This window comes from Arcobacter arenosus (genome assembly GCF_005771535.1).
Lineage (GTDB): Bacteria > Campylobacterota > Campylobacteria > Campylobacterales > Arcobacteraceae > Halarcobacter > Halarcobacter arenosus.
The window spans coordinates 73,813-95,249 of the sequence record NZ_VANU01000002.1 but is presented as its reverse complement, the minus strand read 5'-3'; the positions used below and the strand labels follow the sequence as shown (position 1 = coordinate 95,249).

Below are 21,437 nucleotides of genomic sequence, written 5' to 3'. Positions count from 1 at the left end.
AAAGAGTATAATTGTTTAAAAAATATAATTTATATATGACACAAGTCATAAATGAAGGTAATCTATGAAGAAAAGAATTGGAATATTAACAAGTGGTGGAGATTGTCCAGGTCTTAATGCAGCAATTAGAGGTGTAGCAAAAGCTTCATATGAACTTTTTGATTGTGAATTTGTTGGAATTTACAATGGTTATCAAGGATTAATAGATTATAAATATAAAGAGTTATTAGCAAGTGATTTTTCTGGTATTTTAACTAGGGGTGGGACAATGCTTGGGACTCAACGAACACCTTTTAAAAATATGAGAAATATTGAAGATGATGGTGTTGATAAAGTCTCAAATATGATTAAAAACTATGAAAAATTAAAATTAGACTGTTTAGTTACTTTAGGGGGTAATGGTACCCATAAAAATGCAAATCTTTTAAGGGAAGAGGGCTTAAATGTTATTGGTTTACCTAAAACAATAGATAATGATATTTATGGGACTGATGTAACTTTTGGTTTTCATAGTGCCGTTGATATCGCAACAGAGGTAATAGATAGAATTCATACAACAGCAGACTCTCATGATAGAGTTATGATTATTGAACTTATGGGAAATAAAGCTGGATGGCTTACTTTATATGCAGGACTTGCAGGTGGAGCTGATGTTGTTTTAATTCCAGAAATTCCATATACCCTTGAAAAAGTTCAAGAAGCACTTAATAATAGAAGAAAAAAAGGTAAAAACTTCTCAATTATCGTTGTAGCAGAGGGTGCAATAAGTAAAGAAGAATCAGAAATGACTAGAAAAGAGTTCAAAAAACATCGTGCTTCAATGCCCTACCAAACAGTATCTTATAGATTAGCTGCACAACTTAATCAACTTGGATTTGAAACTAGAGTTACAGTTCCAGGTCATCAACAAAGAGGAGGGGCACCATCTGCTTATGACAGAATTTTAGCAACAAAATTTGGTGTTTATGCCGCACAACTTATAAAATCAGAAAGATATGGAAATACTGTTTCAATTGTAAATAATAAACTTCAAGCAACCCCTTTAGAATATATGGCTTTAAAATTAAAACCAGTAACAAGAGATGATGAAGTTTATAAAACAGGTGAAATTATGGGATTAACCTATGGAGAGTAAATAAAATTTTTTAAATAGATTTTTTTGCGATTTTTATTTACTACAATAAAATTTTTTAAATAGATTTTTTTGCGATTTTTATTTACTACAATAAAATTTCTAATGGAATATGTAGTTATTAAATTAATTATCTCTCCCTCCCTTATTAATTTAAATAATTACATAGGAGATTAGTAAGTTTATAGGTTAATTTATTGCTGATAATATTAGTATATAAATTTTTGTTGATCGAAAGGTCTGAACTTAAAAATAAAATAATTAAAATTAAATCATTAAGCCCCTTTTTTAGAGGGGCTTTTTTATTTAAAAAGAGTATGCTAGTGTAAAGTTAATTTGATTTAAATCGCTAGCCGCTGAATTTTCATCTTCATTTACATTAGTTAAACCAAGGTTTGCATTTAATTTTTTTGTTATTGGGTACCCTAGCCATAAAGTTGTTTCTTTTACTTTTCTTTTATCATTTCCAGATAAATAGTCAGTTTGTCCATATAATAATGTAGAACTTAAATTTCCAAATGATTTACTTACACCTAAATATAAAGTTTGAGCATCTTTTTCATATATATAATCCCCCTCTTCCATAGGGTCAATTGTCTCACCACTACTTGTCCAACCTGGGAAAGCTGCCTCTTCATCTACTTTAATAAAACCAGCATATGGAGTGAATCCTAATACTGTAGTACTTGCAGTTAAATGAATTAAGTTAGAATCTTTTATTGACGAATCATCCTCTTTACTTGAAGCATAGTGAATTCCAAAAGAAAAATCACCTAATTTAGCATCAGCTTTTGCTCCCATAATATCTCTTATATCTGGTTCAATTCTATCATAGGCACTAAGGGTAAACATATCATTAAACTTATGATTTAAAGCTATTTGAAAAACTCCATCATGACTATTTACTTTACTTACAGGTCTATAATCCCTTGCATAAACTCTACCATTTCTTAGTGTCCAAATGGCTTCTAGTGAAGTGTTTTCAATATTTGCATCAATTTTAATTGCATCATTTGTTTTATTTATCCAATATGATGAGATAAATTGTCTACCTGCTTTTATTGAAAAGTTATCATTTGGTTCATATGATAAAAACAGTTCTTCTATATCAACATTCTTATTAGTTCCAGTTTCATAAAATCTACTAGATGCATCTCCCTTACCAGTTCCTGTATTTGAGTTATCATCATCTTCATATATAGTTGCATAAGCTCTAAATTTTGAAGTTAATGCAAAATTGTTCCAAATATCTGTTTCATATTTTAATGCAAATGAGCCAACAGAATAAGCACTGCTTCTGTAGTAAGTCCCAGAATCTATATCAAAATCTCTATTTTCATAAGTAGATGTAACTTCACCACTTATTTTTCCATTTGTCAAAGCATCAGCCAAACTTTGAGCGTTTGCAGTACTATAAATAGATAATGCTGCAATAAAAGATAAACCTAAATTTAATCTTTTCATTTTTTCTCCTTATTTAAAATTTTCAAATGATAAAGAAAATAAATAGGAAAATAATCGATTAGAAATCTATTGTAATTCGATTTTTTTTCGATTTTTTCTTGTTAAAGTTTCAACATAAAGTTCAAAAAAGGATTAGAAAATGGAAACTTCAAGAAGAGACTTTCTTAAAAAAGGAGCACTTGGGTCTGCAGCAATTGCAGTAAGTGGTAGTTTAAGTGGTGTAGTTGCAGGTGAACTTGCTAATAGAACGGAAAAAATTCCACATGCTTCTCACTTTGGACCATTTCATGCTCATGTAAGAGATGGGAAAATAGTTGATATAACTGCACAGTTAGATTCAGATGCAAACCCAACAGTTATGGTAAAAGGTTTAGCAGATAGAGTTATGACTAATTCAAGGGTTAAATATCCTGTTGTTAGAAAATCTTATCTTGAGGGAAAGGGAAGAGGAGATTTAAGAGGTCAAGAGGAGTTTGTTAGAGTTTCATGGGAAGAGGCTTTAGATTTAACTGCAAAAGCTATCAAGAAAGCTCAAAAAAATGGTGGGAATCAGGCACTTTATAACTCTGCTTATTCAGGATGGGCACATCCAGGTGCATTTAAACCAAATGCTATGGCAGGTAGATTCTTTAATCAAATTGGTGGAGCAGTTGGAACTGCTGGTGAGTATTCAAATGGGGCAGCTGGTCCTACAAATGTAGCTATTGTTGGAGATATGGAAGTTTACTCTATTCAAACTGCCCATGAACAAATCATAGAAAATACAAAAGTTATGGTTTTATGGGGAGCTGATGTTTATAAAACAAATAGAATTGGTTGGGCTGTGCCAAATCATAGAAATATTGATGCTTATGAAGAGTATAAAAAAGCTGGAATTAAATTTATTTCTATTGATCCAATTTATACAAAATCTGCACAAGAGTTTAATGCTGATTGGGTAAAAGTTAGACCTGGTTCTGATGTTGCTTTAATGCTTGGTATGATGAATTATTTATACAAATCAAAAAAATATGATGATAAATTTATTAAAAAATACACTTATGGTTTTGATAAGTTTTTACCATATTTACTTGGGAAAAGTGATGGTATTGATAAAACTGTTGAATGGGCATCAAAACTTTCAGAAGTTCCAGCTTCAAAAATTAAAGAGTTAGCTGAAATTATGGTTTCAAATAGAACTTTTATTGCAGGAAACTGGGCAATGCAAAGGGCACATCATGGGGAGCAAGTTGATTGGACTTTAATTACTTTAGCTTCAATGATTGGACAAATTGGACTTCCTGGAGGAGGATTTGGTTTTTCTATGCATTATGCAGGTGGTGGAGATGCTTCTTCAGGAAAAGCAACGGTTGGTGGGATGAGTCAAGGTGGAGGAAATAAAGTTAATTTAAATATTCCTGCATCTAGAATGAGTGATTTAATTAATAATCCAGGTAAAAAAGTTACTTATAAAGGGAAAGAAGTTACTTATCCAAAAGTTGAGTTTATGCTTTGTACAGGTTCATCTCCAATTGGACATCAACCAAATGTAAATGAGTTAGTTGAAGCTATGAAAACTCTTGACACTATTGTTACAGTAGATCCTTGGTGGACGCCTACAGCAAAAATGTCAGATATTGTTTTGCCAGCAACTACAACTTTAGAAAGAGATGATATTACTTCAGGTATGTCTTACTCTCAAGATAGAATCTTTGCTATGAAAAAAGTTGTTGAACCTAGATATGAATCTAGAGATGATTATGTTATTTTTGCTCAACTTGCAGCTAGATTTGGAAAAGAGAAAAAGTTTACTAGAGGAAGAACTGCTTTAGAGTGGATTGAAAGATTATATAAAAGATCTTATGCTGCAAAAGAGATGAAAATCTCATTTGAAGATTTCTGGAAAGAAGGTGTTGTAAAATATGATATCCCTGATAGTGCAAGAAAATATGTTAGACATGAAGCTTTTAGGAAAGATCCAGTTAATAATAAACTAAAAACTGAAACAGGAAAAATTCAAATTTACTCTGAAAAATTTGCAAGCTTTGGGCATGATGATTTTAAAGGACACCCATTTTGGATGGAGCCTGCTGAATGGTTAGGAAACAAAAAATTAGTTAGTAAATATCCTTTACATTTAGTTTCTCCACACCCAACATATAGAGTTCATTCTCAATTAGATAATACATGGGTACAAAGTGTTCATAAAGTTCAAGGTAGAGAACCAATTAGAATATCTCCAAATGATGCAAAAAAATTTGGTGTAAAAGATGGTGAGATTGTTGAAGTATTTAATGATAGAGGTTCATTACTTGCTGGTGTTGTAGTTACAAATACAATCAGAGATGGTGTAGTTGCAATTGAAGAGGGAGCTTGGTATTCACCTGAAGATCCAACTAAAAAAGGTTCTAGATGTAATTCTGGTCAAGCAAATCTTTTAACTTCATCTAGACCAACTTCATCTATGGCACAAGCAACAACTGCAAATACTTGTTTAGTGTCGATTAAAAAAGCAGGTGCTGTTAAACCAAATATGGCTTATCAACCACCAGTGATTATTGGAGCATAATATGAAAAATTTATTTAAACTTGTTATTTTAGTATCACTTTTACTTGGGTGTTTTTCCCAAGTAAATGCAAGTGAACAATTCATCTTTCAAAACACAAAATTAAAAGGTGAAGATGGAAAAATGGTTGAACTTTATCTTGGAGTTCCTGTAGAGATTTTAAAGGATATGGATAAAGAGGCAAAGGTATCAATAAAAGGGTTTATTGATGGAAACAATATCTATTCAACAAAAGAAAAAGAGCTTTTAATTGCAAAAATGGATGAGGGATTTAAACTAAATAAGAAAAACTCTAACCAAGTTGAATTAGTTGGAATGGTTGAAAAAGAGTATTTAACCCAAAATAGTGCAGAAGTTTGGGAAGAACATGAAGAGTTTTTTTATGAAATGTGTACTCAATGTCATGCTGCGCAAGTTGTAAATCATCATACTATGATTGAATGGGAAGCACTATTTACACCTATGAAAGGTTTTGCAAAACTTGACGAGGAAGAGAGTGCATATCTTTTAAGATATTTAAAATCAAATGCATCAGATGGTTTAATCAAAACTTCTCACTAAGATTTGATATAATCACTACAAGGAGTCATTATGCAAAAAGAGTTATTAGAGAAACTACAAACATTAACTATTCTTTATGCAGAAGATGAAGAGGGTATAAGAAAGAATATTGCTGATAGTTTACAATACTATGTAAAAGAGGTATTTGAAGCTTCAAATGGTGAAGAAGCCTTTGAACTTTATAATGAAAAAAAACCTGACATTATTTTTAGTGATATTCATATGCCCTTGTTAAATGGCATTGACCTTGTAAAAAAAATAAGAAAAAATGATAGGCAAACACCTGTAGTTATGATAACTGCCCATACAGATAAAAAATATCTTATGGAAGCAGTTGAACTACATATGGAAAAATATTTAGTAAAACCAGTTGAATTAGAACCTTTATTTGAGGTTTTAGAGTCTTGTGTAAATTTACTTGAGATAAATAAAGTTATTAAGTTAAAAAGTGATGAAAACTATAGTTATGATTTTGATAAAAAACAATTGTATTATAAAGATGAGATAGTTGTTTTAAATAAAAAAGAGATACTTTTTTTTGAAGTTTTGATAAAAAACCAAAATAGAATTACTAGTTATGAAGAACTTCAAGATAAAGTTTGGGGTGATGATATTATGACGGATAGTGCTTTACGTTCACTTGTTAGAAATCTTAGAAAAAAACTTCCAACTGATATAATTATGAATCTCTCTGGTTCAGGATATCGTTTTGTTTAAAATCTTTAAACTAATATCTTTTATTTTAATTTTAACTATTTATTTAGAAGCTTCATCTCATATTGTAAAAGAGTTTGAGTTTAGAGAAGATATCTCTTCAAAAAATATAGCATCTAAGCTTCATCCAAAATCCCATATAAATATATTTTTACCATCAATTCCATATTCATATATTGCAAAAGCTACAAATGCAGGTCTTATTAGATCTTATGATAATGAAAAAGGTTGGGTATATGATTTAGCAAAAAGTCATAAAAGAGTTGATGATTTTACTTATATTTTTGAATTAAGAGAAAATCTAAAATTCCAAAATGGCGATGTTTTTACAATAGATGATGCTATTTATAATCTTAATTTTTTTAAGAAGAATCCTTTTTTGTATACAAATATTAACAAAATAGATTTTGATGTTTTTAAAGTTGATGAAAGACATTTAAAAATTGTATTAAAACAAAAGTATGAGATGTTTTTAACTGACCTAGCAAGGGTCTATTTTTATACAAAAGAGTATATTCAATACTATAATCCTGTTGGTGGAGAAACTGGAACTGCAAATAAAGTTGCAGGGGAATTTGGAATGGGACCATATATTATAAAAAGTGGTTATGCACTAGGGGATAAACAAACAAATAAAATTGAATTAATTGCTAACCCATATTATTGGAATTATAATTACCCCAAAATAAAAAATATAACAGTTTATACGCAACTTGATATAAATAAAGCAATCGAAGATATTACAAAAAATGAGGGAAAACTAGATTTAATGCCAATCCCATTTAATAAAAAACTTGAAGTTATTTTATCCCCTTATTCAAAGCTTATTGTTTCAAAATCGACAGATAATTTTGTACTTTTTTTTAATTTAATAAATGGAAATAAAAAGCTTTTAAATAAAGAGGTAAGAGTTGCTTTAAATCAGGCCTTAAATCAAGAAAATTTACTTAATTTTGTTTATAAAAATGAAGGCAAAGTTTCCCCTTTTACGACATCAATAAATTATAAAGTTGTTGAAGAAATTGCTAATGAATATATAATAAATGAAAAAAAATTATCTCAAAACCAAATTAATAAACTATTAAACGGATTAGAATTAGAGATTTTTACTCAAGATAGATTTTTATTCTTATTGAAAGGCATTGAATATCAATTAAAAAAATATGGGGTTAAATTCAACTACAAAATCACGACAAGTGAAAAAGATATATATAAGCAATTACTTAATACCAATAAGAATAAAAATACACAAAAGTGGGATATTTTAGTTTGGGGAGATGATGACTGGTATTATCAAAATCCTTGGACGGTATTTTTTATTTATGAAAATAATAGTGTTTGGTCAACAATTCCAAAAGATGAAAAAATGCAAGAATATATTCAAAAGTATTTTATTACAAAACAAAATAGTCAGGAATTTAAAGAGGTTGTAAAAAATATTTTATTTCAAGCTAGAAAAGAAGCTTATACATTAAGAGTACCCTCTTTAAATAAAGTGATTGCAGTTAATAAAGAGCTTATTTATAAGCCTTACCAAGGTGGTATTATTCCACTTTGGGAAATAGAAATCAGTAAAAATCATTGGTCTGTTAGAGAAGAAAAAAACTATCCTAATGATTTAAAAAAAGCCATAAAACCAAAAAGATTTTAAGATGATTAAATTTATAAAAAAAATGAATATTAAAATAAAATTAGGAATTTTATTTCTTATTTTATGTGTATCAATTGCTATATTAGGATATAAAACAATAGTTATTAGTGAAGATAATAAAAATACTTTAAAAGAGGTTCATAGTAAGTCTCAAGCTGTTTTATCTTTACAAAACAATGTTATTACTCCTTTATATAGTTTAAGACAGTTAAATCAATCCTTAGTTATGGCACCCAATAAACAAATAAGAAGAAAAATTGAAGAGGATATAAATAAGATTGAACTCGATTTAGACAAGAACTTTAAAAATACTAAAAGATTTAGTCTCAAGATTTTTGAGATGTGGGAGAGTTACAAAAAACATATTCATCAAACAAAACAATATTTAGATGAAGAGTTTGAGGAGGGCGCATATATTAATGTAACTACTATCAATAAAAAACAATTTGATTTATTAATAATTGAACTTTTAAATCTTCAAAAAACCTCTTTAAACAATTCAAGTATTGCATATAACGATGCAGTTACAAAAACAAAAGAGATTAAGTTAGAAATATTTTTAAGTATTGCCATACTTTTTTCTTTTGCAGTGATTATAGGATGGCTAATTTCAAGTAATATTTTAAACTCAATTTACAAAGTTCAAAATGGCTTAAATGATTTTTTTAAGTACTTAAATGATAAAAAAACCAAGGTTAGTAAAATTGAATTAAGTACAGAAGATGAGTTTAAGCAAATGGCAACAATAATCAATGAAAATGTTCAATTAATTAGTAATAATATTGAACAAAATGAAGCTTTAATTAAAGATGCTACAAAGATACTTGAAAATATAAAATGTGGAAATCTAGGAACTAGAATTAATCAAGAAACAAATAATGAATCATTAAATGAATTAAAAATTATGATAAATGATATGATTGAAAATTTAGAGGATAAAATACAGCGTGAGATAGATCAAAGATTAGAACAGGAACAAATATTAATACAACAATCAAAATTAGCTTCAATGGGAGAGATGATTGGAAATATTGCCCATCAATGGAGACAGCCACTTGCACAAATATCTGCCATTCACATGAATATGAAAGTAACATATGATTTCAACAAATTTGATAAAAAATATCTTGATGAAAAGATAAAAGAAGCAAATACTTTAACTTCGTATATGTCTCAAACAATAAATGATTTTCAAAACTTCTTTAAACCTCAAGGTGAAAAAGAACTTTTCTCTATAAAAAAAGCTTGTGAAGATGCCTTTTATATCATTGAATCATCATTAAAATATCATGGTATAAATTTAGAATTTGATGTTATTGAAGATAGTGAAGTTCTAGGATATAAAAATGAATACTCACAAGTTATTTTGAATATATTAAGTAATGCAAAAGACATTTTCTTAGAGAGAAAAATAGAAAGTCCAAAAATAAAGATAGAGATAAAAGTAGGAGAAAATTATTCTATTGTAAAAATTCAAGATAACGCTGGTGGGGTAGAAAAAAGTATTCTAGATAAAATTTTCGAGCCATATTTTACAACTAGGCACAAAACACAAGGAACAGGCATTGGGCTTTATATGGCTAAAAATATTATTGAGAGAAATATGCAAGGTTTTATAAATGTTAGAAATTTTGAAAATGGAGCATTATTTACTATAAAAGTTTTGAAATAATTATAATAAAAAATATACAGTTAATTTAAAAAAATAGAATTTTTTGACCTTTTTATTCCCCTTTTCTCCTTTAAAATATTGATATAAATATTTTAAAAAGGGTTAAAATGGAAAACTTACTTCGAACCCCACTTTATGAAAAACAGCTTGAAATAAAGTGTAAAATGGTTCCCTTCGCTGGTTGGGAGATGCCAATACAGTTTGATGGAATCTTAGCTGAACATGGCTACTGTAGAAATGATGTAGCGCTATTTGACACTTCCCATATGGGAGAATTTTTCTTCAAAGGAGATATAAAAACTTCTGGCATAAATGAAGCAACTTCAATCAATATAGAAGCACTTAACATTGGTAAATGTAAATATGGATTTTTACTAAATGAAGAGGGTGGGGTTATTGATGATTTGATTATTTATAGATTATCCTCTGATGAACTTATGATAGTGGTAAATGCTTCAAGGGCTGCACTTGATTTTAAAACTATTACAAGCAGACTTAAAACTGGAATTTTAGATGATAGGTCAAAGGAAACTGCAAAACTAGATGTTCAAGGCCCAAACTCAAAACAAATCTTACAAAAATATTTTGACACAAATTTAGATGACTTAGGATTCTTTTCATTTGTACAAACAACTATCTTTGGAAAAAATTGTCTTTTAAGTAGAACAGGTTATACAGGTGAACTTGGTTTTGAACTTTATATTGATGGTGAAACAAGTGTACAAATTTGGAATACACTTATAAATGATGGAGTTAAACCAGCTGGACTTGGAGCTAGAGATGCCCTTAGACTTGAGATGGGATATAGCTTATATGGAAATGACTTAACTGAAGAGATTACTCCCCTTGAAGCAAATTTAGGGATGTTTGTAAATCTAAAAAGAGATTACGCTGGAAAAGCTGCCTTAGAAAAACAAAAAGAAGAGGGTTTAAAAAGATTATTAATCCCTTTTAAAACTACTTCAAGAAGAAGTGCTAGAAAAGATTTTGAAGTTTACCAAGATGATAAAAAAATCGGTTTTGTAACTTCAGCTGCTTTTTCTCCAACACTAAATGTTGGTATTGGATTAGCAATGATTGATGTTGATAGTTTTGATGGTGAAAAATCATTTGAATTAAGGGATGCAAGAGGTGCTATTGAAGCAAATAAAGCATCTTTACCTTTTATAAAAAAATAAAATAAGATTAGGAGAAATAAAATGCAAAAATTTAGTGAAGAGCATGAGTGGGTAATGGTTGAAGGTAATATTGGAACAGTTGGAATTTCTGAGTATGCAATTGAACAATTAGGTGATATTACATTTTTAGAATTACCAGAAATTGATGATGAGTTTAGCGCAGGGGATAGTGCTGCTTTTGTTGAGTCGGTAAAAGCTGCAAGTGATATTTATACACCAGTTTCAGGGAAAATAATTGAAGTAAACGAAACATTGTTAGATACTCCTGAACTATTAAACCAAGATGCAAATGCTGCCTGGGTTTTTAAATTAGAAATTTCAGATGAATCTGAGTTTGAAGAGTTAATGGATCAAGCTTCATATGATGAATATACAAGCTCACTATAGGAGATAAAATGCCATATACTCCCCATACGCAAAATGAAATTAAGCAGATGCTTGATGTAATTGGTTTAGAAGAAGAATCACAACTTTTTGATCAAGTACCAAGTAACTTAAGAGTCTCAACACTTAATATAGAAGATGGAGTTGATGAGTTTACAGCTTTCGAAAAATTTAAAGAACTATCTTCAAAAAATGTTACAGATAAGGTGATGTTTTTAGGTGGTGGTTACTATGACCATATAGTTCCAAGTGCCGTTGATGCCCTATCAGGAAGGTCAGAGTTTTATACAGCATATACTCCATATCAAGCAGAAGCATCACAAGGAACCTTACAGGTTTTATATGAATACCAAAGTTTAGTATGTAAATTAACAGGTATGGATGTTTCAAATGCCTCTATGTATGATGGTGCAACAGCTTTAGCAGAATCTGCACTTATGGCAGTTAGAATATCAAAAAGAAACAAAATCTTAGTAGATGGTGGAGTAAATCCTACATATATCAAAGTTGTTCAAACATATTTAAAGTTTAGAGAAATTGAAGTTGAAGTTATTGATTTAAATGGTGTTGAGAGTAACCTTGAATCAGTACTTGAAAAGATTGATGGAAGTATAGCTGGTTACCTTTTCCAAAGCCCTAATTTTTTTGGTTCAGTTAGTGATTTTGCTAGCATCATTGAAAAACTTCATGAAAACAAAGCTTTAGCTGTAATGTCTGCTTATCCTATTTCACTTGGAATTTTAAAGGAGCCAGGAAGTATGGGTGTTGATATTGTAAGTGCAGATGGACAATGTTTAGGAAACTATCTAGCATTTGGTGGGCCATCGTTTGGAATGATTGCTACAAAAGATGCATATATTAGAGATTTACCTGGAAGAATTATAGGAAGAACTTTAGATAAAGATGGTAAAGAGATGTTTGTATTAACTATGCAAGCAAGGGAGCAACATATTAGAAGACATAGAGCAACTTCAAATATTTGTTCAAATCAGAATCTACTAGCTTTAAGAAGTACTATTTTTATGTCTTTAGTTGGACGTGAAGGATTAGTTGAACTTGCAACATCAAATCATAGTAAGGCAGAGTACTTAAAAGAAAAACTTTCAAGTATGGAAGGTGTTGAGATTTTAAATGAGTCTCCTACATTTAATGAGTTTGTTATTAAAACTCCCGGTACAGCAACAGATGTAATTGAACAAATGAGTGCAAATGGTTTTTATGCTGGAATAAACCTTGGAAATATATATGAAGGTTTAGAAAATGCTATTTTAGTATCAGTTACAGAAAAAAGAACAAAAAAACAAATGGATGAGTTTGTAAAAGTTTTAGGAGAAGTGATATGAATCCAAAAACAATATTTGACAAAAGTGTAGAAGGAAGAAAGGGTATTGCTTTACCAAAACTTGATGTTCCAGTTGCATCTCTTGATGATAAATTATGTAGAGAACAAAAAGCAGAACTTCCAGAACTTAGTGAATTTGATGTAGTAAGACACTTTACAAACCTTTCAACAAAAAACTTTGCGATTGATAAGAACTTTTATCCACTTGGTTCTTGTACTATGAAGTATAATCCAAAGATTGCTGAAAGAGTAGCTAGCTTAGAAGGTTTTTCTTCTATTCACCCACATATAGTAACTAATAACATGAATGAAGATGTTCAAGGGGCATTACAAGTTATTGATGAGTTAGAGCAAAAACTATGTGCAGTTACAGGTATGAGTGCATTTACAACTACCCCTCAAGCAGGAGCTCATGGTGAGATGTTAGGAATTATGATGATTCATAAATACCATGAAAGCAAAGGAAATAAAAGAAAATATGTAATTGTCCCAGACTCTTCCCATGGTACAAACCCAGCAACTGCGGCAATGGTTGGATATGAGGTTATTACTATTAAATCAGATGCCACTGGTGCTATGGATTTTGATGCATTTAAAGCAAAGATGTCTGATGAGGTAGCAGCTGTTATGTTAACTGTTCCAAATACACTTGGGATTTATAACAAAAAAATAAAAGAGATTTGTGATTTGGCCCATGAATATGATGCGATGATGTATTATGATGGAGCAAATATGAATGCTATTATGGGTGTTGCAAGACCTGGTGATATTGGATTTGATGTTATTCATATCAATGTTCATAAAACATTTGCAACTCCACATGGTGGTGGGGGACCAGGTTCTGGTCCAGTAGGAGTAAATGAAAAATTAAAACCATTTTTACCTGATTTAGGGATTAAAAAGAAAGATGGTGTTTATGAATTTACTACAGGTGGAGTTGATTCTATTGGCAAAATCTCACCATTTTTTGGAAACTATGGAATTAGTTTAAGAGCATTAACTTATATGACTGTTCTTGGTGGAAATGGGATGCAAAATGCAAGTTCTAAAGCAGTGTTAAATGCAAACTACATAAGAGCAAGACTAAGGGAGCATTTTGATACTCCATATGATACTTTATGTATGCATGAGTGTGTATTCTCAGCTAAAACTCTTGCAAAAGAGTACAAAGTTACAGCTATGGATATTGCAAAATATCTACTTGATTTTGGTTTACATGCACCAACGGTTTATTTCCCATTAATTGTAAAAGAAGCAATTATGATAGAACCAACTGAAACTGAAAATAAAGAGACTTTAGATGAGTTCTGTGACAAGATGATTGATGCAGTGAAGTTGGCAAAAGAGGATGCAAGTGCCTTTAAAGAATTTCCAAAAACATTAGGGGTTTGTAGACCTGATGATACTAGAGCTATCAAAGAACTTGATGTTTGTAGTTCGTGCTAAAAACTAAGGATTTATTATGACGATGAGAGAACACATAAAAAATAGTGACAATGGAAGAAAACCAGAGTGGCTTAGAAAAAAGCTTAATTTTGGAGCACAAAAAGAGATGGACCAACTTCTAAATGATGTTGGTATCCATACTATTTGCCAAGAAGCAAAATGTCCAAATATAAGTGAGTGTTTCTCTAAGAAAAATGCAACCTTTCTAATCCTTGGAAGAATTTGTACTAGAAGGTGCTCTTATTGTAATGTTGAAACTGGAAAACCAGGAAGTGTAAACAAAGATGAAATAGAGCAAGTAACTACTTCTGTTAAAGCTTTGGGATTAAAATATGTGGTTATTACAAGTCCAGCAAGGGATGATTTAAAAGATGGTGGGGCACAGCAGTTTTACGAAGTAACTCAAAATATTTTAAAAGAATTACCAGATACAAAAGTTGAACTTTTAATCCCTGATTTTCAAGGTGATATGAACTCACTTAAAATAGCTGCCCAATCTGGAGCAGTTGTTTTAGGTCATAATATGGAAACAGTACCAAGTTTGTATAAAATCAGAAAAGCAGCAAACTATAAAAGAAGTCTTCAAGTATTAAGAAAATTAAAAACTTTAGCTCCTAAAAATGCCAAAACAAAATCAGCTATTATGGTTGGTCTTGGGGAAACAGAAGAAGAGGTTGTTCAAGTAATGAAAGATTTAAGAGATGTTGGGTGTGATTATCTAAGTATTGGTCAATATTTAGCTCCATCAAATGAGTTTACAAAAGTTAAAGAGTATGTAAAACCATCGCAGTTTAATAGATATAAAGATATTGCTTTAGAGCTTGGTTTTGAATATGTTCATTCAAGTCCTTATACTAGAAGTTCTTATTTAGCACATGAATACGTAGGAGAATAGTATGTATGATGTAATAGTTATTGGAGCAGGGCCAGCAGGATATGAAGTAGCTTCTTTATTAGGAAGTGGTGGAAAATCTGTTTGTGTGATAGAAAAAGATGAAAAACATGTTGGAGGTACTTGTTTAAACTGGGGATGTATTCCAGCTAAAAACTTTTTAGAGTCAGCTATTTTTGTAAAAAAAGCAAAGTATTTTGAATCTTGTGGAGTTGATATCTCTATAAATGGTTTTGATATGAGTAAACTAAAAGCAAATACTTGTAGACTAATTTGCGATACAAAAACTGGTGTTTTTAATATGCTAAAAAAAGGTAAAGTTGAAATCAAATATGGAACAGCATCTTTTATAGATGAAAACACGATTAAAGTTTCTAATAATAAAAATTCCGAAGAACTGACAGCCACAAACTTTGTAATAGCATCTGGCTCATCACATAGGGAACATCCACTTTTAAAACTTGATGGTAAAAATATTATCTCAAGTAAAGAAGTTTTTGAACTAGATTCACTTCCAGAGTCTATTTTAATTGTTGGTGGTGGAGCTATTGGGTGTGAATTTGCTACATTTTTTAATTCTCTTGGAACAAAAACTCACATAGCTGAGTTTACACCAAAACTATTACCTGCTGAAGATGATGATTTAGGTAGAACTATTAAAAGAGAGTTTGAAAGAGATGGAATAAAAGTTGATGTTAAGGCAAACATCACTTCATTTGAAGTAAAAGAAAATGGTGTTGAAGTAATACTTGATACAGGAAAAAAACAAGAGGTCTTAACTTTTGAGAAAATCTTAGTATCAATAGGTAGGGTTCCAAATTCTAAAGCTCTAAATCTAGAAGTAGCAAATATAAAAAGTGATAGGGATTTTGTAGAAGTAGATGAAAATTTAAAATCAATTTCAAATGATAAAATCTATGCTATTGGGGATGTGATTAAAACTCCAGCTTTAGCTCATGTTGCTTTTCATGAAGCAAAAAGAGTTGCCCAACAAATTTTAGGACAAGAAGTATTTACGCAAAAAGCTATTTTCCCATCGGTTACATTTTGTTCACCTCAGGTTGCAAGTATTGGAGTTAGTGAAGCTAAATTAAAAGAAGAGGGCGTACCTTTTAAAGCTAAAAAAGTATTTTTCAAACCAAATGCAAAGGCAAAAATAAAAGGTGATGATAGTGGATTTATAAAAATCCTTTATAATACTGAAAATAACAAAATATTAGGAGCAAGTATAATTGGAAATGATGCAACTGAATTAATACATGAGTTTTTAGTAGCTATAAATTCAAATCTTACAATGGATGATTTATCAAAAATGATATTTGCCCATCCAACACTTAGTGAGTCTATTTTAGAGGCAGTAACTCACTAATTTAAATCAACATCTATCTACGATAAAGTAGGTAGATGCCACTTTCTATAATAAGCCACAAGTCTTAACACAATACCAAAAATAAATATTGCTAAAAGTGTAACTTTGTTTATCTCATAAAAGTAATCTGTTGCAATTATTACAAATGAGATGATAATAGCTATTGCACCATAGAAGTCACTTATTAAAACTGCAGGAATTCTATTTATAACCACATCTCTTAAAGTACCACCACCAATTGCTGTTAAAAGTGAAAGTAAAACAATACCTATAAAATTAAAATCCGCTTTCATAGCTATTAATGCACCTGAAATAGCAAAAGAAGCTAATCCAATGGTATCTGTAATAACAAAAGCAGTTTTTCCCTCTAAATCTGGTATTTTATGAAGTTTGAATATTACTGCTAAAACAAGAGTTCCAAGAACTAATAAAATAGGAAGATTATTTGTAAAAATATATGGTGTTTTATTTGCAATAACATCCCTAATCATTCCACCACCAAAGGCAGTTAAAAAAGCAGATATAAAAATACCTAAAATATCTAGTTTCATATGTACAGCAATTAAAAAACCACTAATTGCAAAAGATATGATCCCAACAATATCAGCAATTTCAAGTGCAGTCATCTTATCCCTTAAGTTTTTTCGAGATTATATCTTATTTTCTATTTATAAAACTTGTGAGAATAACTATGAGTTTACATTTAGAATAAAGTTATTACTATTATTTTCTTTATTATGATGATATGAGATTTCAAAACCATGTTTGTCTATGATTTTTTTTACAATGCTAAGACCTAGTCCAAATCCATTTCTTTGGGGAAGCTCTTGGGTAAATGCTTGAAGGTAGTATTCAATGTCACGGGATAATTCTTCCCCGAAACTAATAACTTGAATATTATTTTTTGATGATGAGATTTTTATTGGAAATTTTATACTATATTTTAAAGCATTATCAATTAAGTTCTTTAAAGCAATACATAAGTAGTAAAAATCACCTTCAATTTCAAAATCATCTTTTATATCTAATTTTATTTTTTCTTCATTATCAAAATGTATTTTTTGTAGGGATTCTATTATAAGTTTTTTATTGGTAAATTTTTCAAAATTTAGCTTTGAAGAGTTTAATCTTTCTAACTCTATTAATTCATTTGTTAATATTTCAAGGTCACTGAATATTTTCTTCATTAATTCTTTTTGTGAAAAATCATCAATTTTTTCAATTGCAAATTTTCCTCTTGCTATTGGTGTTCTTAGTTCATGTCCAATATCTCTTAATAATTCTTCCCTTGTATTTATAAGGTTCTCCAATTTAGATGCCATATTGTTAAATGTATCTGCAAGTTTTCCAATCTCATCATTTGATTTTATGTCAACTCTCGTGGAAAAATCACCATTTGCAAATTGAGTAATTTGTTTAGAGATTTGCTTTAAAGGTGAAAAAATCTTAAGTATAAATAAAAAGATAATAATTAAGGCTAAAATATCAAGAACTATGAGGATATTTAATATAAGTTTGTCGTTGATACTTCCTTCATCTTTAGTTTGAAAAATATATTCATCATTTAAATATTTTATCTGAAGTATAAACTCATCTTGAAAAAACTTTTGGAAAATCTTAACAAAGCCGAAGGTCAAATTTTCTTCATATAAAACTTCATTTTCTAAACTTTCAAAATTGTTAATTCTTTTTAGACCATATTTTAATTCTAATTCATTTATTTTGTTAATATCATTAAAATTATCCAAAATTTCGTAAGAGATTTTTGCATATTTTTCTTTTATTAAACTATCAATTCTATTTGAGTTAATAGTGTCCATCCAAAAACCAATAATACTCATAAGAATAAAACTAAATGAAAATAAAATTAGAATTTTTTTAAATATAGACATGAAAACCTTTTCTAAGAGATTAATTTATACCCAACACCCCAAACTGATTTAATATATTTTGGTTCCTTTGAATCATCACCTATTTTATATCTTATATTTGAAATATGCATATCAACAGTTCGATTTTTTGTATTAGGTTCTAAAGATGTATTTTCTATAATATCTTCCCTTGAAGCTATTCTATTTGAATTATTAACTAAAAACATAAAAATTTCAAACTCAACTTTAGTAAAATCAATTGGATAATTATCCACTAAAACTTCCCTTGATTTTGTATTTATTTCAAAGTCACCAATTGTAAAAGTCTCTTGAGTTGATTTTTTTAATATATAGTTGATTCTTAAAACAAGCTCCCTTGGCTCATAAGGTTTAGCTAAAAAATCATCAGCTCCTAGTTCATAGCCATGGATTTTATTACCAATATCACCTCTAGCAGAAGAGATTATAATTGGGATATCAATGATAGATTTAATTTTTCTAAATACATCAAACCCATTTAAATCAGGGAGCATTAAATCTAATACTACAATATCGTAATTGGTATTTCTTTTTAATTCTTCTAGTGCATCAATTGGATTTACAAAAGCAATACAATTTAAACCAAAATCTTTTAGATAATCAACTATGAGTTCATTCATAGTTGTATCATCTTCAATTAATAATATATTGTTAGTCAAGTTCCCACTCCTCAATATAATGAGCAAGTCTTTTTCTTTGTTTTTTGTCCAAAATATTATGAATTCTTTCTATTTTATATGCTTCAATCTCAAGATGCTTATATTTTAAATCTTTTAGTAAGGCTATAAATTCTTTTTTATTAAAATCATTTTCTTTTAAAAGATCTTCAATTTTTTCTTTTACATGGTGTTTATATTTTTGAAGTTCTTTATAATCCTCATTGTAATCGATTAAAATATCTTTCAAAAGGGTATATTGTTGGGAATTTAAATTCAAAAAATCAAAATTTTTATACAGATTGTATTTTTGATTTTTATAATATTTATGTTTGTATTCTTCAAAATCCTTATAATCATCATCTGCATTTAAAAATACAAACAGACTAATTAAAACTAGAAATATCTTTAATATTTTCATTTTCTATTAATCCTTTCTCAATATCCGTATGACAAGCCTTACAATTAGCCTTACTCTTTATATCATTATGATTAAACAAATCTTTTGGAATATCTCTATGGGTTTTTTTCCAAAATTGTGTTTGTGACATTGCTATTATATCTTTATCTTCTATTGATTTCAAAAAGTTTAAACTTCCTTGCATAGTTGAGTTTTCTGCACTATTTTTTACAAGAAAATCTAATATAACTTTTGTATCATTTTCATCTAAAGAAGCATCATCTCCAAAGTGATTTTCTAAATCACCCATTAGTTTTACCCAAGATTTTTTAGGTAAAAGATGGGGAGGGATACAGAGTGTGGCATGATGCACACTCGGCTACAAACAAAGAGTTTTCTTGTTTATAGTTAACGGGTTTAAAAACTGAGGCTGTTAAAACATTTTTTGGAGTATTTAAATTAAATAGTAAAAAACCTATAAATAAAACTGCCATAATAAATGCAAATGTTTTTTGATAAAAATTAACTGTGATATCCTCTTTTTCATCAGTCATTTTATATCCATTTGCAATTGAGTTTAAGGTTTTATTTTTCCCATGTAAAACTTTATCAACTAAGACACCACCTAAATGAGCTACAATTAAAGCAATTAAAACACCTGTAAAAAATTCATGAATCTCTTCAAATAGTTCCATTTCTCTAAAAAATGAGCTATTTAAACCTGAAGCTATTCCTCTTCCCTCTTGGATACCAAAGGCTAAAACACCAGTAACAATAGTTAAAAAAACTGTTACTAAAATAGCAATCATTACAAATGAAGCCATAGGATTATGACCTACATATTTAGACTTGTCTGTTAACATTTCACCTAAAAATTCTTTTGCTTTTTTTATACTAAGTGGAAAGTCTTTAAACCTTGAATGTTTAGGACCAAATAATCCCCATCCTATTCTAAATAAAAGCAAAATAAAAATAGAGTAACCAATTATTGCATGGTATTGTAATAAATTGTCATCATCAGTTAAAAAAGCCAATAAAATAAATACAGCAAATAACGCGTGAAAAACTCTAGTGGGTAAACTCCATATATATGATTTTTGCATTACCTTATCCTTTTTAATTAATCGTCCCATCTTCCATAGTTTGGTATATTAATATTATCTTCATCATACCAACCTTTTTTTGCATCTGTGTGACAAGCAGTACAGTTGCTTAAACTTTTTACCTCTTTTTGAGTTATAAATCTTTTTGGAACTTCTCTGTGTTCTCTTTTAAATTTTGGAATATCAGTGATTGCTAAAAAAGTTTTTGATTTTGGAATTGATTGTGCAAATTCTGCAATTTCTCCATATAATTTTTTAGTAGAATCACTAGAGTTAGCAACTAAATACTCTTTTATCATCTGTGTATCTTCTTCGTTTAGTGAAGCATCTGTATTAAAGTGCTCTGATAGATTATTCATCATTTTTATCCAAGATCTTTTTGGTAAAAACTGTGCTTGATACGCCATATGACAGCTTGAACACTCATTTTTAAAAAGAGTCTCTTTTGTATTCATATCATTTGCCATAAGTGATGTAATTCCTATTGTTAGTAGTAGTAAATATTTCATTTTATCTCCTTACTTATTTATGATGTAAGTTATTACATCACCTTTTTCTTTTGCTGTTCCTTCTCTTTTATAAACATCATTGAAGTTTCTTCTTAACCATTTTTCAATAGTTTTAACTTTTGTAAATCTTTTTGGATTTGCTTTTGGTGATAGTGGTTCTATCTTTTTCCCTGTAAAAAAGTTTTCACCTGTTTGGTTTAGATTTGCTGTATGACATGATACGCAAGATATCTCTTTTCCTTTTTTACCAATATGTTTAGATGTGAAAATCTCTTCACCTCTTTTATAATCAAAACCTTCAAAAGTAGGGTTTTGACTTTGCACCTCTTTTTTTAAACTATTTAAATAGTCATCAACTACACTCGCATTTGCAAAACTAATTACAAATAATCCTATATATAAATATTTCATTTTTTCTCCTTTTCATTTTAAAAGTATAAATCAATAGTTTCAAGTTACGGGCTAAACTTTCTTGACATTTTCTTTACAATTAAAAAACTAAAACCAA

21 protein-coding genes are annotated in these 21,437 nt (G+C 29.3%); 12 read left to right on the top strand and 9 right to left on the bottom strand.

Features of this window, described 5'->3' with window-relative positions; translation table 11 throughout:
- Window positions 1-64: 64 nt before the first annotated feature.
- Window positions 65-1,135 carry a 6-phosphofructokinase gene (locus tag FDK22_RS04875; RefSeq protein ID WP_138151792.1) on the top strand — a complete coding sequence of 357 codons (1,071 nt, stop codon included), beginning with the start codon at window positions 65-67 and terminating at the stop codon, window positions 1,133-1,135.
- Between the two features lie 303 nt (window positions 1,136-1,438).
- On the opposite strand, the gene FDK22_RS04870 is transcribed toward FDK22_RS04875, so the two are convergent.
- Window positions 1,439-2,596, bottom strand: a complete 1,158-nt coding sequence (locus tag FDK22_RS04870; RefSeq protein ID WP_138151791.1) for an Opr family porin — start codon at window positions 2,594-2,596, stop codon at window positions 1,439-1,441.
- A 139-nt stretch (window positions 2,597-2,735) separates the two neighbouring features.
- Between FDK22_RS04870 and FDK22_RS04865 the strand changes: the two genes are divergently transcribed.
- The 11 genes from FDK22_RS04865 (at window position 2,736) to lpdA (ending at window position 16,351) form a co-directional block, all read left to right on the top strand.
- Window positions 2,736-5,144, top strand: a complete 2,409-nt coding sequence (locus FDK22_RS04865; protein WP_138151790.1) for a molybdopterin-dependent oxidoreductase — start codon at window positions 2,736-2,738, stop codon at window positions 5,142-5,144.
- 1 nt (window position 5,145) lies between these two features.
- A complete protein-coding gene (locus tag FDK22_RS04860) occupies window positions 5,146-5,703 on the top strand; it encodes a hypothetical protein (RefSeq protein WP_138151789.1) in 558 nt (185 codons plus the stop codon).
- Window positions 5,704-5,733: 30 nt separating this feature from the next.
- Window positions 5,734-6,420 carry a response regulator transcription factor gene (locus FDK22_RS04855; protein WP_138151788.1) on the top strand — a complete coding sequence of 229 codons (687 nt, stop codon included), beginning with the start codon at window positions 5,734-5,736 and terminating at the stop codon, window positions 6,418-6,420.
- Window positions 6,413-8,068, top strand: coding sequence for an ABC transporter substrate-binding protein (locus tag FDK22_RS04850; protein WP_171012919.1), 1,656 nt, complete (start codon window positions 6,413-6,415; stop codon window positions 8,066-8,068). Before FDK22_RS04855 ends, FDK22_RS04850 begins: the two co-directional genes overlap by 8 nt.
- A 1-nt stretch (window position 8,069) precedes the next feature.
- Window positions 8,070-9,740: a sensor histidine kinase gene (locus FDK22_RS04845; RefSeq protein ID WP_138151786.1), complete on the top strand. Its 1,671-nt coding sequence runs from the start codon at window positions 8,070-8,072 to the stop codon at window positions 9,738-9,740.
- Window positions 9,741-9,847: 107 nt separating this feature from the next.
- Window positions 9,848-10,918 carry a glycine cleavage system aminomethyltransferase GcvT gene (gene gcvT / locus FDK22_RS04840; protein WP_138151785.1) on the top strand — a complete coding sequence of 357 codons (1,071 nt, stop codon included), beginning with the start codon at window positions 9,848-9,850 and terminating at the stop codon, window positions 10,916-10,918.
- A 21-nt stretch (window positions 10,919-10,939) separates the two neighbouring features.
- The gene (gcvH, locus tag FDK22_RS04835; RefSeq protein WP_138151784.1) at window positions 10,940-11,305 is read left to right on the top strand and encodes a glycine cleavage system protein GcvH; all 366 of its coding nucleotides are present in this window, start codon (window positions 10,940-10,942) and stop codon (window positions 11,303-11,305) included.
- A gap of 8 nt (window positions 11,306-11,313) precedes the next feature.
- Complete coding sequence (gene gcvPA, locus FDK22_RS04830; protein ID WP_138151783.1) at window positions 11,314-12,645, top strand: aminomethyl-transferring glycine dehydrogenase subunit GcvPA; 1,332 nt, start codon at window positions 11,314-11,316, stop codon at window positions 12,643-12,645.
- On the top strand, window positions 12,642-14,090 hold the full coding sequence (gcvPB, locus tag FDK22_RS04825; RefSeq protein ID WP_138151782.1) for an aminomethyl-transferring glycine dehydrogenase subunit GcvPB: 1,449 nt from the start codon (window positions 12,642-12,644) through the stop codon (window positions 14,088-14,090). The genes gcvPA and gcvPB overlap by 4 nt, the downstream gene beginning before the upstream one ends.
- A gap of 16 nt (window positions 14,091-14,106) precedes the next feature.
- Window positions 14,107-14,985 carry a lipoyl synthase gene (gene lipA / locus FDK22_RS04820; protein WP_228711633.1) on the top strand — a complete coding sequence of 293 codons (879 nt, stop codon included), beginning with the start codon at window positions 14,107-14,109 and terminating at the stop codon, window positions 14,983-14,985.
- Between the two features lies 1 nt (window position 14,986).
- Window positions 14,987-16,351 carry a dihydrolipoyl dehydrogenase gene (gene lpdA, locus FDK22_RS04815; RefSeq protein WP_138151781.1) on the top strand — a complete coding sequence of 455 codons (1,365 nt, stop codon included), beginning with the start codon at window positions 14,987-14,989 and terminating at the stop codon, window positions 16,349-16,351.
- Window positions 16,352-16,368: 17 nt separating this feature from the next.
- Here lpdA and FDK22_RS04810 read toward each other — a convergent pair whose 3' ends face one another.
- From FDK22_RS04810 to FDK22_RS04775, 8 genes are all read right to left on the bottom strand, one after another.
- Window positions 16,369-16,977, bottom strand: a complete 609-nt coding sequence (locus FDK22_RS04810) for a trimeric intracellular cation channel family protein (RefSeq protein WP_138151780.1) — start codon at window positions 16,975-16,977, stop codon at window positions 16,369-16,371.
- Between the two features lie 63 nt (window positions 16,978-17,040).
- Entirely contained in the window at window positions 17,041-18,243 is a 1,203-nt protein-coding gene (locus FDK22_RS04805) for an ArsS family sensor histidine kinase (RefSeq protein WP_138151779.1), read from the bottom strand.
- 11 nt (window positions 18,244-18,254) lie between these two features.
- On the bottom strand, window positions 18,255-18,920 hold the full coding sequence (locus FDK22_RS04800; RefSeq protein WP_138151778.1) for a response regulator transcription factor: 666 nt from the start codon (window positions 18,918-18,920) through the stop codon (window positions 18,255-18,257).
- On the bottom strand, window positions 18,913-19,338 hold the full coding sequence (locus tag FDK22_RS04795) for a hypothetical protein (RefSeq protein ID WP_138151777.1): 426 nt from the start codon (window positions 19,336-19,338) through the stop codon (window positions 18,913-18,915). The genes FDK22_RS04800 and FDK22_RS04795 overlap by 8 nt, the downstream gene beginning before the upstream one ends.
- A complete protein-coding gene (locus FDK22_RS04790; protein ID WP_240534035.1) occupies window positions 19,304-19,627 on the bottom strand; it encodes a diheme cytochrome c in 324 nt (107 codons plus the stop codon). The genes FDK22_RS04795 and FDK22_RS04790 overlap by 35 nt, the downstream gene beginning before the upstream one ends.
- Window positions 19,628-19,646: 19 nt before the next feature.
- A complete protein-coding gene (locus FDK22_RS04785) occupies window positions 19,647-20,420 on the bottom strand; it encodes a cytochrome b/b6 domain-containing protein (protein ID WP_138151775.1) in 774 nt (257 codons plus the stop codon).
- 17 nt (window positions 20,421-20,437) lie between these two features.
- A complete protein-coding gene (locus FDK22_RS04780; protein WP_138151774.1) occupies window positions 20,438-20,929 on the bottom strand; it encodes a diheme cytochrome c in 492 nt (163 codons plus the stop codon).
- Window positions 20,930-20,938: 9 nt separating this feature from the next.
- Window positions 20,939-21,340, bottom strand: coding sequence for a DUF1924 domain-containing protein (locus FDK22_RS04775; protein WP_138151773.1), 402 nt, complete (start codon window positions 21,338-21,340; stop codon window positions 20,939-20,941).
- Between the last annotated feature and the right edge of the window lie 97 nt (window positions 21,341-21,437).

Excerpts from the sequence above, each read along its gene's own strand:
- FDK22_RS04875 (WP_138151792.1), top strand. The coding sequence starts at position 65 with ATGAAGAAAAGAATTGGAATATTAACAAGTGGTGGAGATTGTCCAGGT.
- FDK22_RS04870 (WP_138151791.1), bottom strand. The coding sequence starts at position 2,596 with ATGAAAAGATTAAATTTAGGTTTATCTTTTATTGCAGCATTATCTATT.
- FDK22_RS04865 (WP_138151790.1), top strand. The coding sequence starts at position 2,736 with ATGGAAACTTCAAGAAGAGACTTTCTTAAAAAAGGAGCACTTGGGTCT.
- FDK22_RS04860 (WP_138151789.1), top strand. The coding sequence starts at position 5,146 with ATGAAAAATTTATTTAAACTTGTTATTTTAGTATCACTTTTACTTGGG.
- FDK22_RS04855 (WP_138151788.1), top strand. The coding sequence starts at position 5,734 with ATGCAAAAAGAGTTATTAGAGAAACTACAAACATTAACTATTCTTTAT.
- FDK22_RS04845 (WP_138151786.1), top strand. The coding sequence starts at position 8,070 with ATGATTAAATTTATAAAAAAAATGAATATTAAAATAAAATTAGGAATT.
- gcvT (WP_138151785.1), top strand. The coding sequence starts at position 9,848 with ATGGAAAACTTACTTCGAACCCCACTTTATGAAAAACAGCTTGAAATA.
- gcvH (WP_138151784.1), top strand. The coding sequence starts at position 10,940 with ATGCAAAAATTTAGTGAAGAGCATGAGTGGGTAATGGTTGAAGGTAAT.
- gcvPA (WP_138151783.1), top strand. The coding sequence starts at position 11,314 with ATGCCATATACTCCCCATACGCAAAATGAAATTAAGCAGATGCTTGAT.
- gcvPB (WP_138151782.1), top strand. The coding sequence starts at position 12,642 with ATGAATCCAAAAACAATATTTGACAAAAGTGTAGAAGGAAGAAAGGGT.
- lipA (WP_228711633.1), top strand. The coding sequence starts at position 14,107 with ATGACGATGAGAGAACACATAAAAAATAGTGACAATGGAAGAAAACCA.
- lpdA (WP_138151781.1), top strand. The coding sequence starts at position 14,987 with ATGTATGATGTAATAGTTATTGGAGCAGGGCCAGCAGGATATGAAGTA.
- FDK22_RS04810 (WP_138151780.1), bottom strand. The coding sequence starts at position 16,977 with ATGACTGCACTTGAAATTGCTGATATTGTTGGGATCATATCTTTTGCA.
- FDK22_RS04805 (WP_138151779.1), bottom strand. The coding sequence starts at position 18,243 with ATGTCTATATTTAAAAAAATTCTAATTTTATTTTCATTTAGTTTTATT.
- FDK22_RS04795 (WP_138151777.1), bottom strand. The coding sequence starts at position 19,338 with ATGAAAATATTAAAGATATTTCTAGTTTTAATTAGTCTGTTTGTATTT.
- FDK22_RS04790 (WP_240534035.1), bottom strand. The coding sequence starts at position 19,627 with ATGGGTGATTTAGAAAATCACTTTGGAGATGATGCTTCTTTAGATGAA.
- FDK22_RS04785 (WP_138151775.1), bottom strand. The coding sequence starts at position 20,420 with ATGCAAAAATCATATATATGGAGTTTACCCACTAGAGTTTTTCACGCG.
- FDK22_RS04780 (WP_138151774.1), bottom strand. The coding sequence starts at position 20,929 with ATGAAATATTTACTACTACTAACAATAGGAATTACATCACTTATGGCA.
- FDK22_RS04775 (WP_138151773.1), bottom strand. The coding sequence starts at position 21,340 with ATGAAATATTTATATATAGGATTATTTGTAATTAGTTTTGCAAATGCG.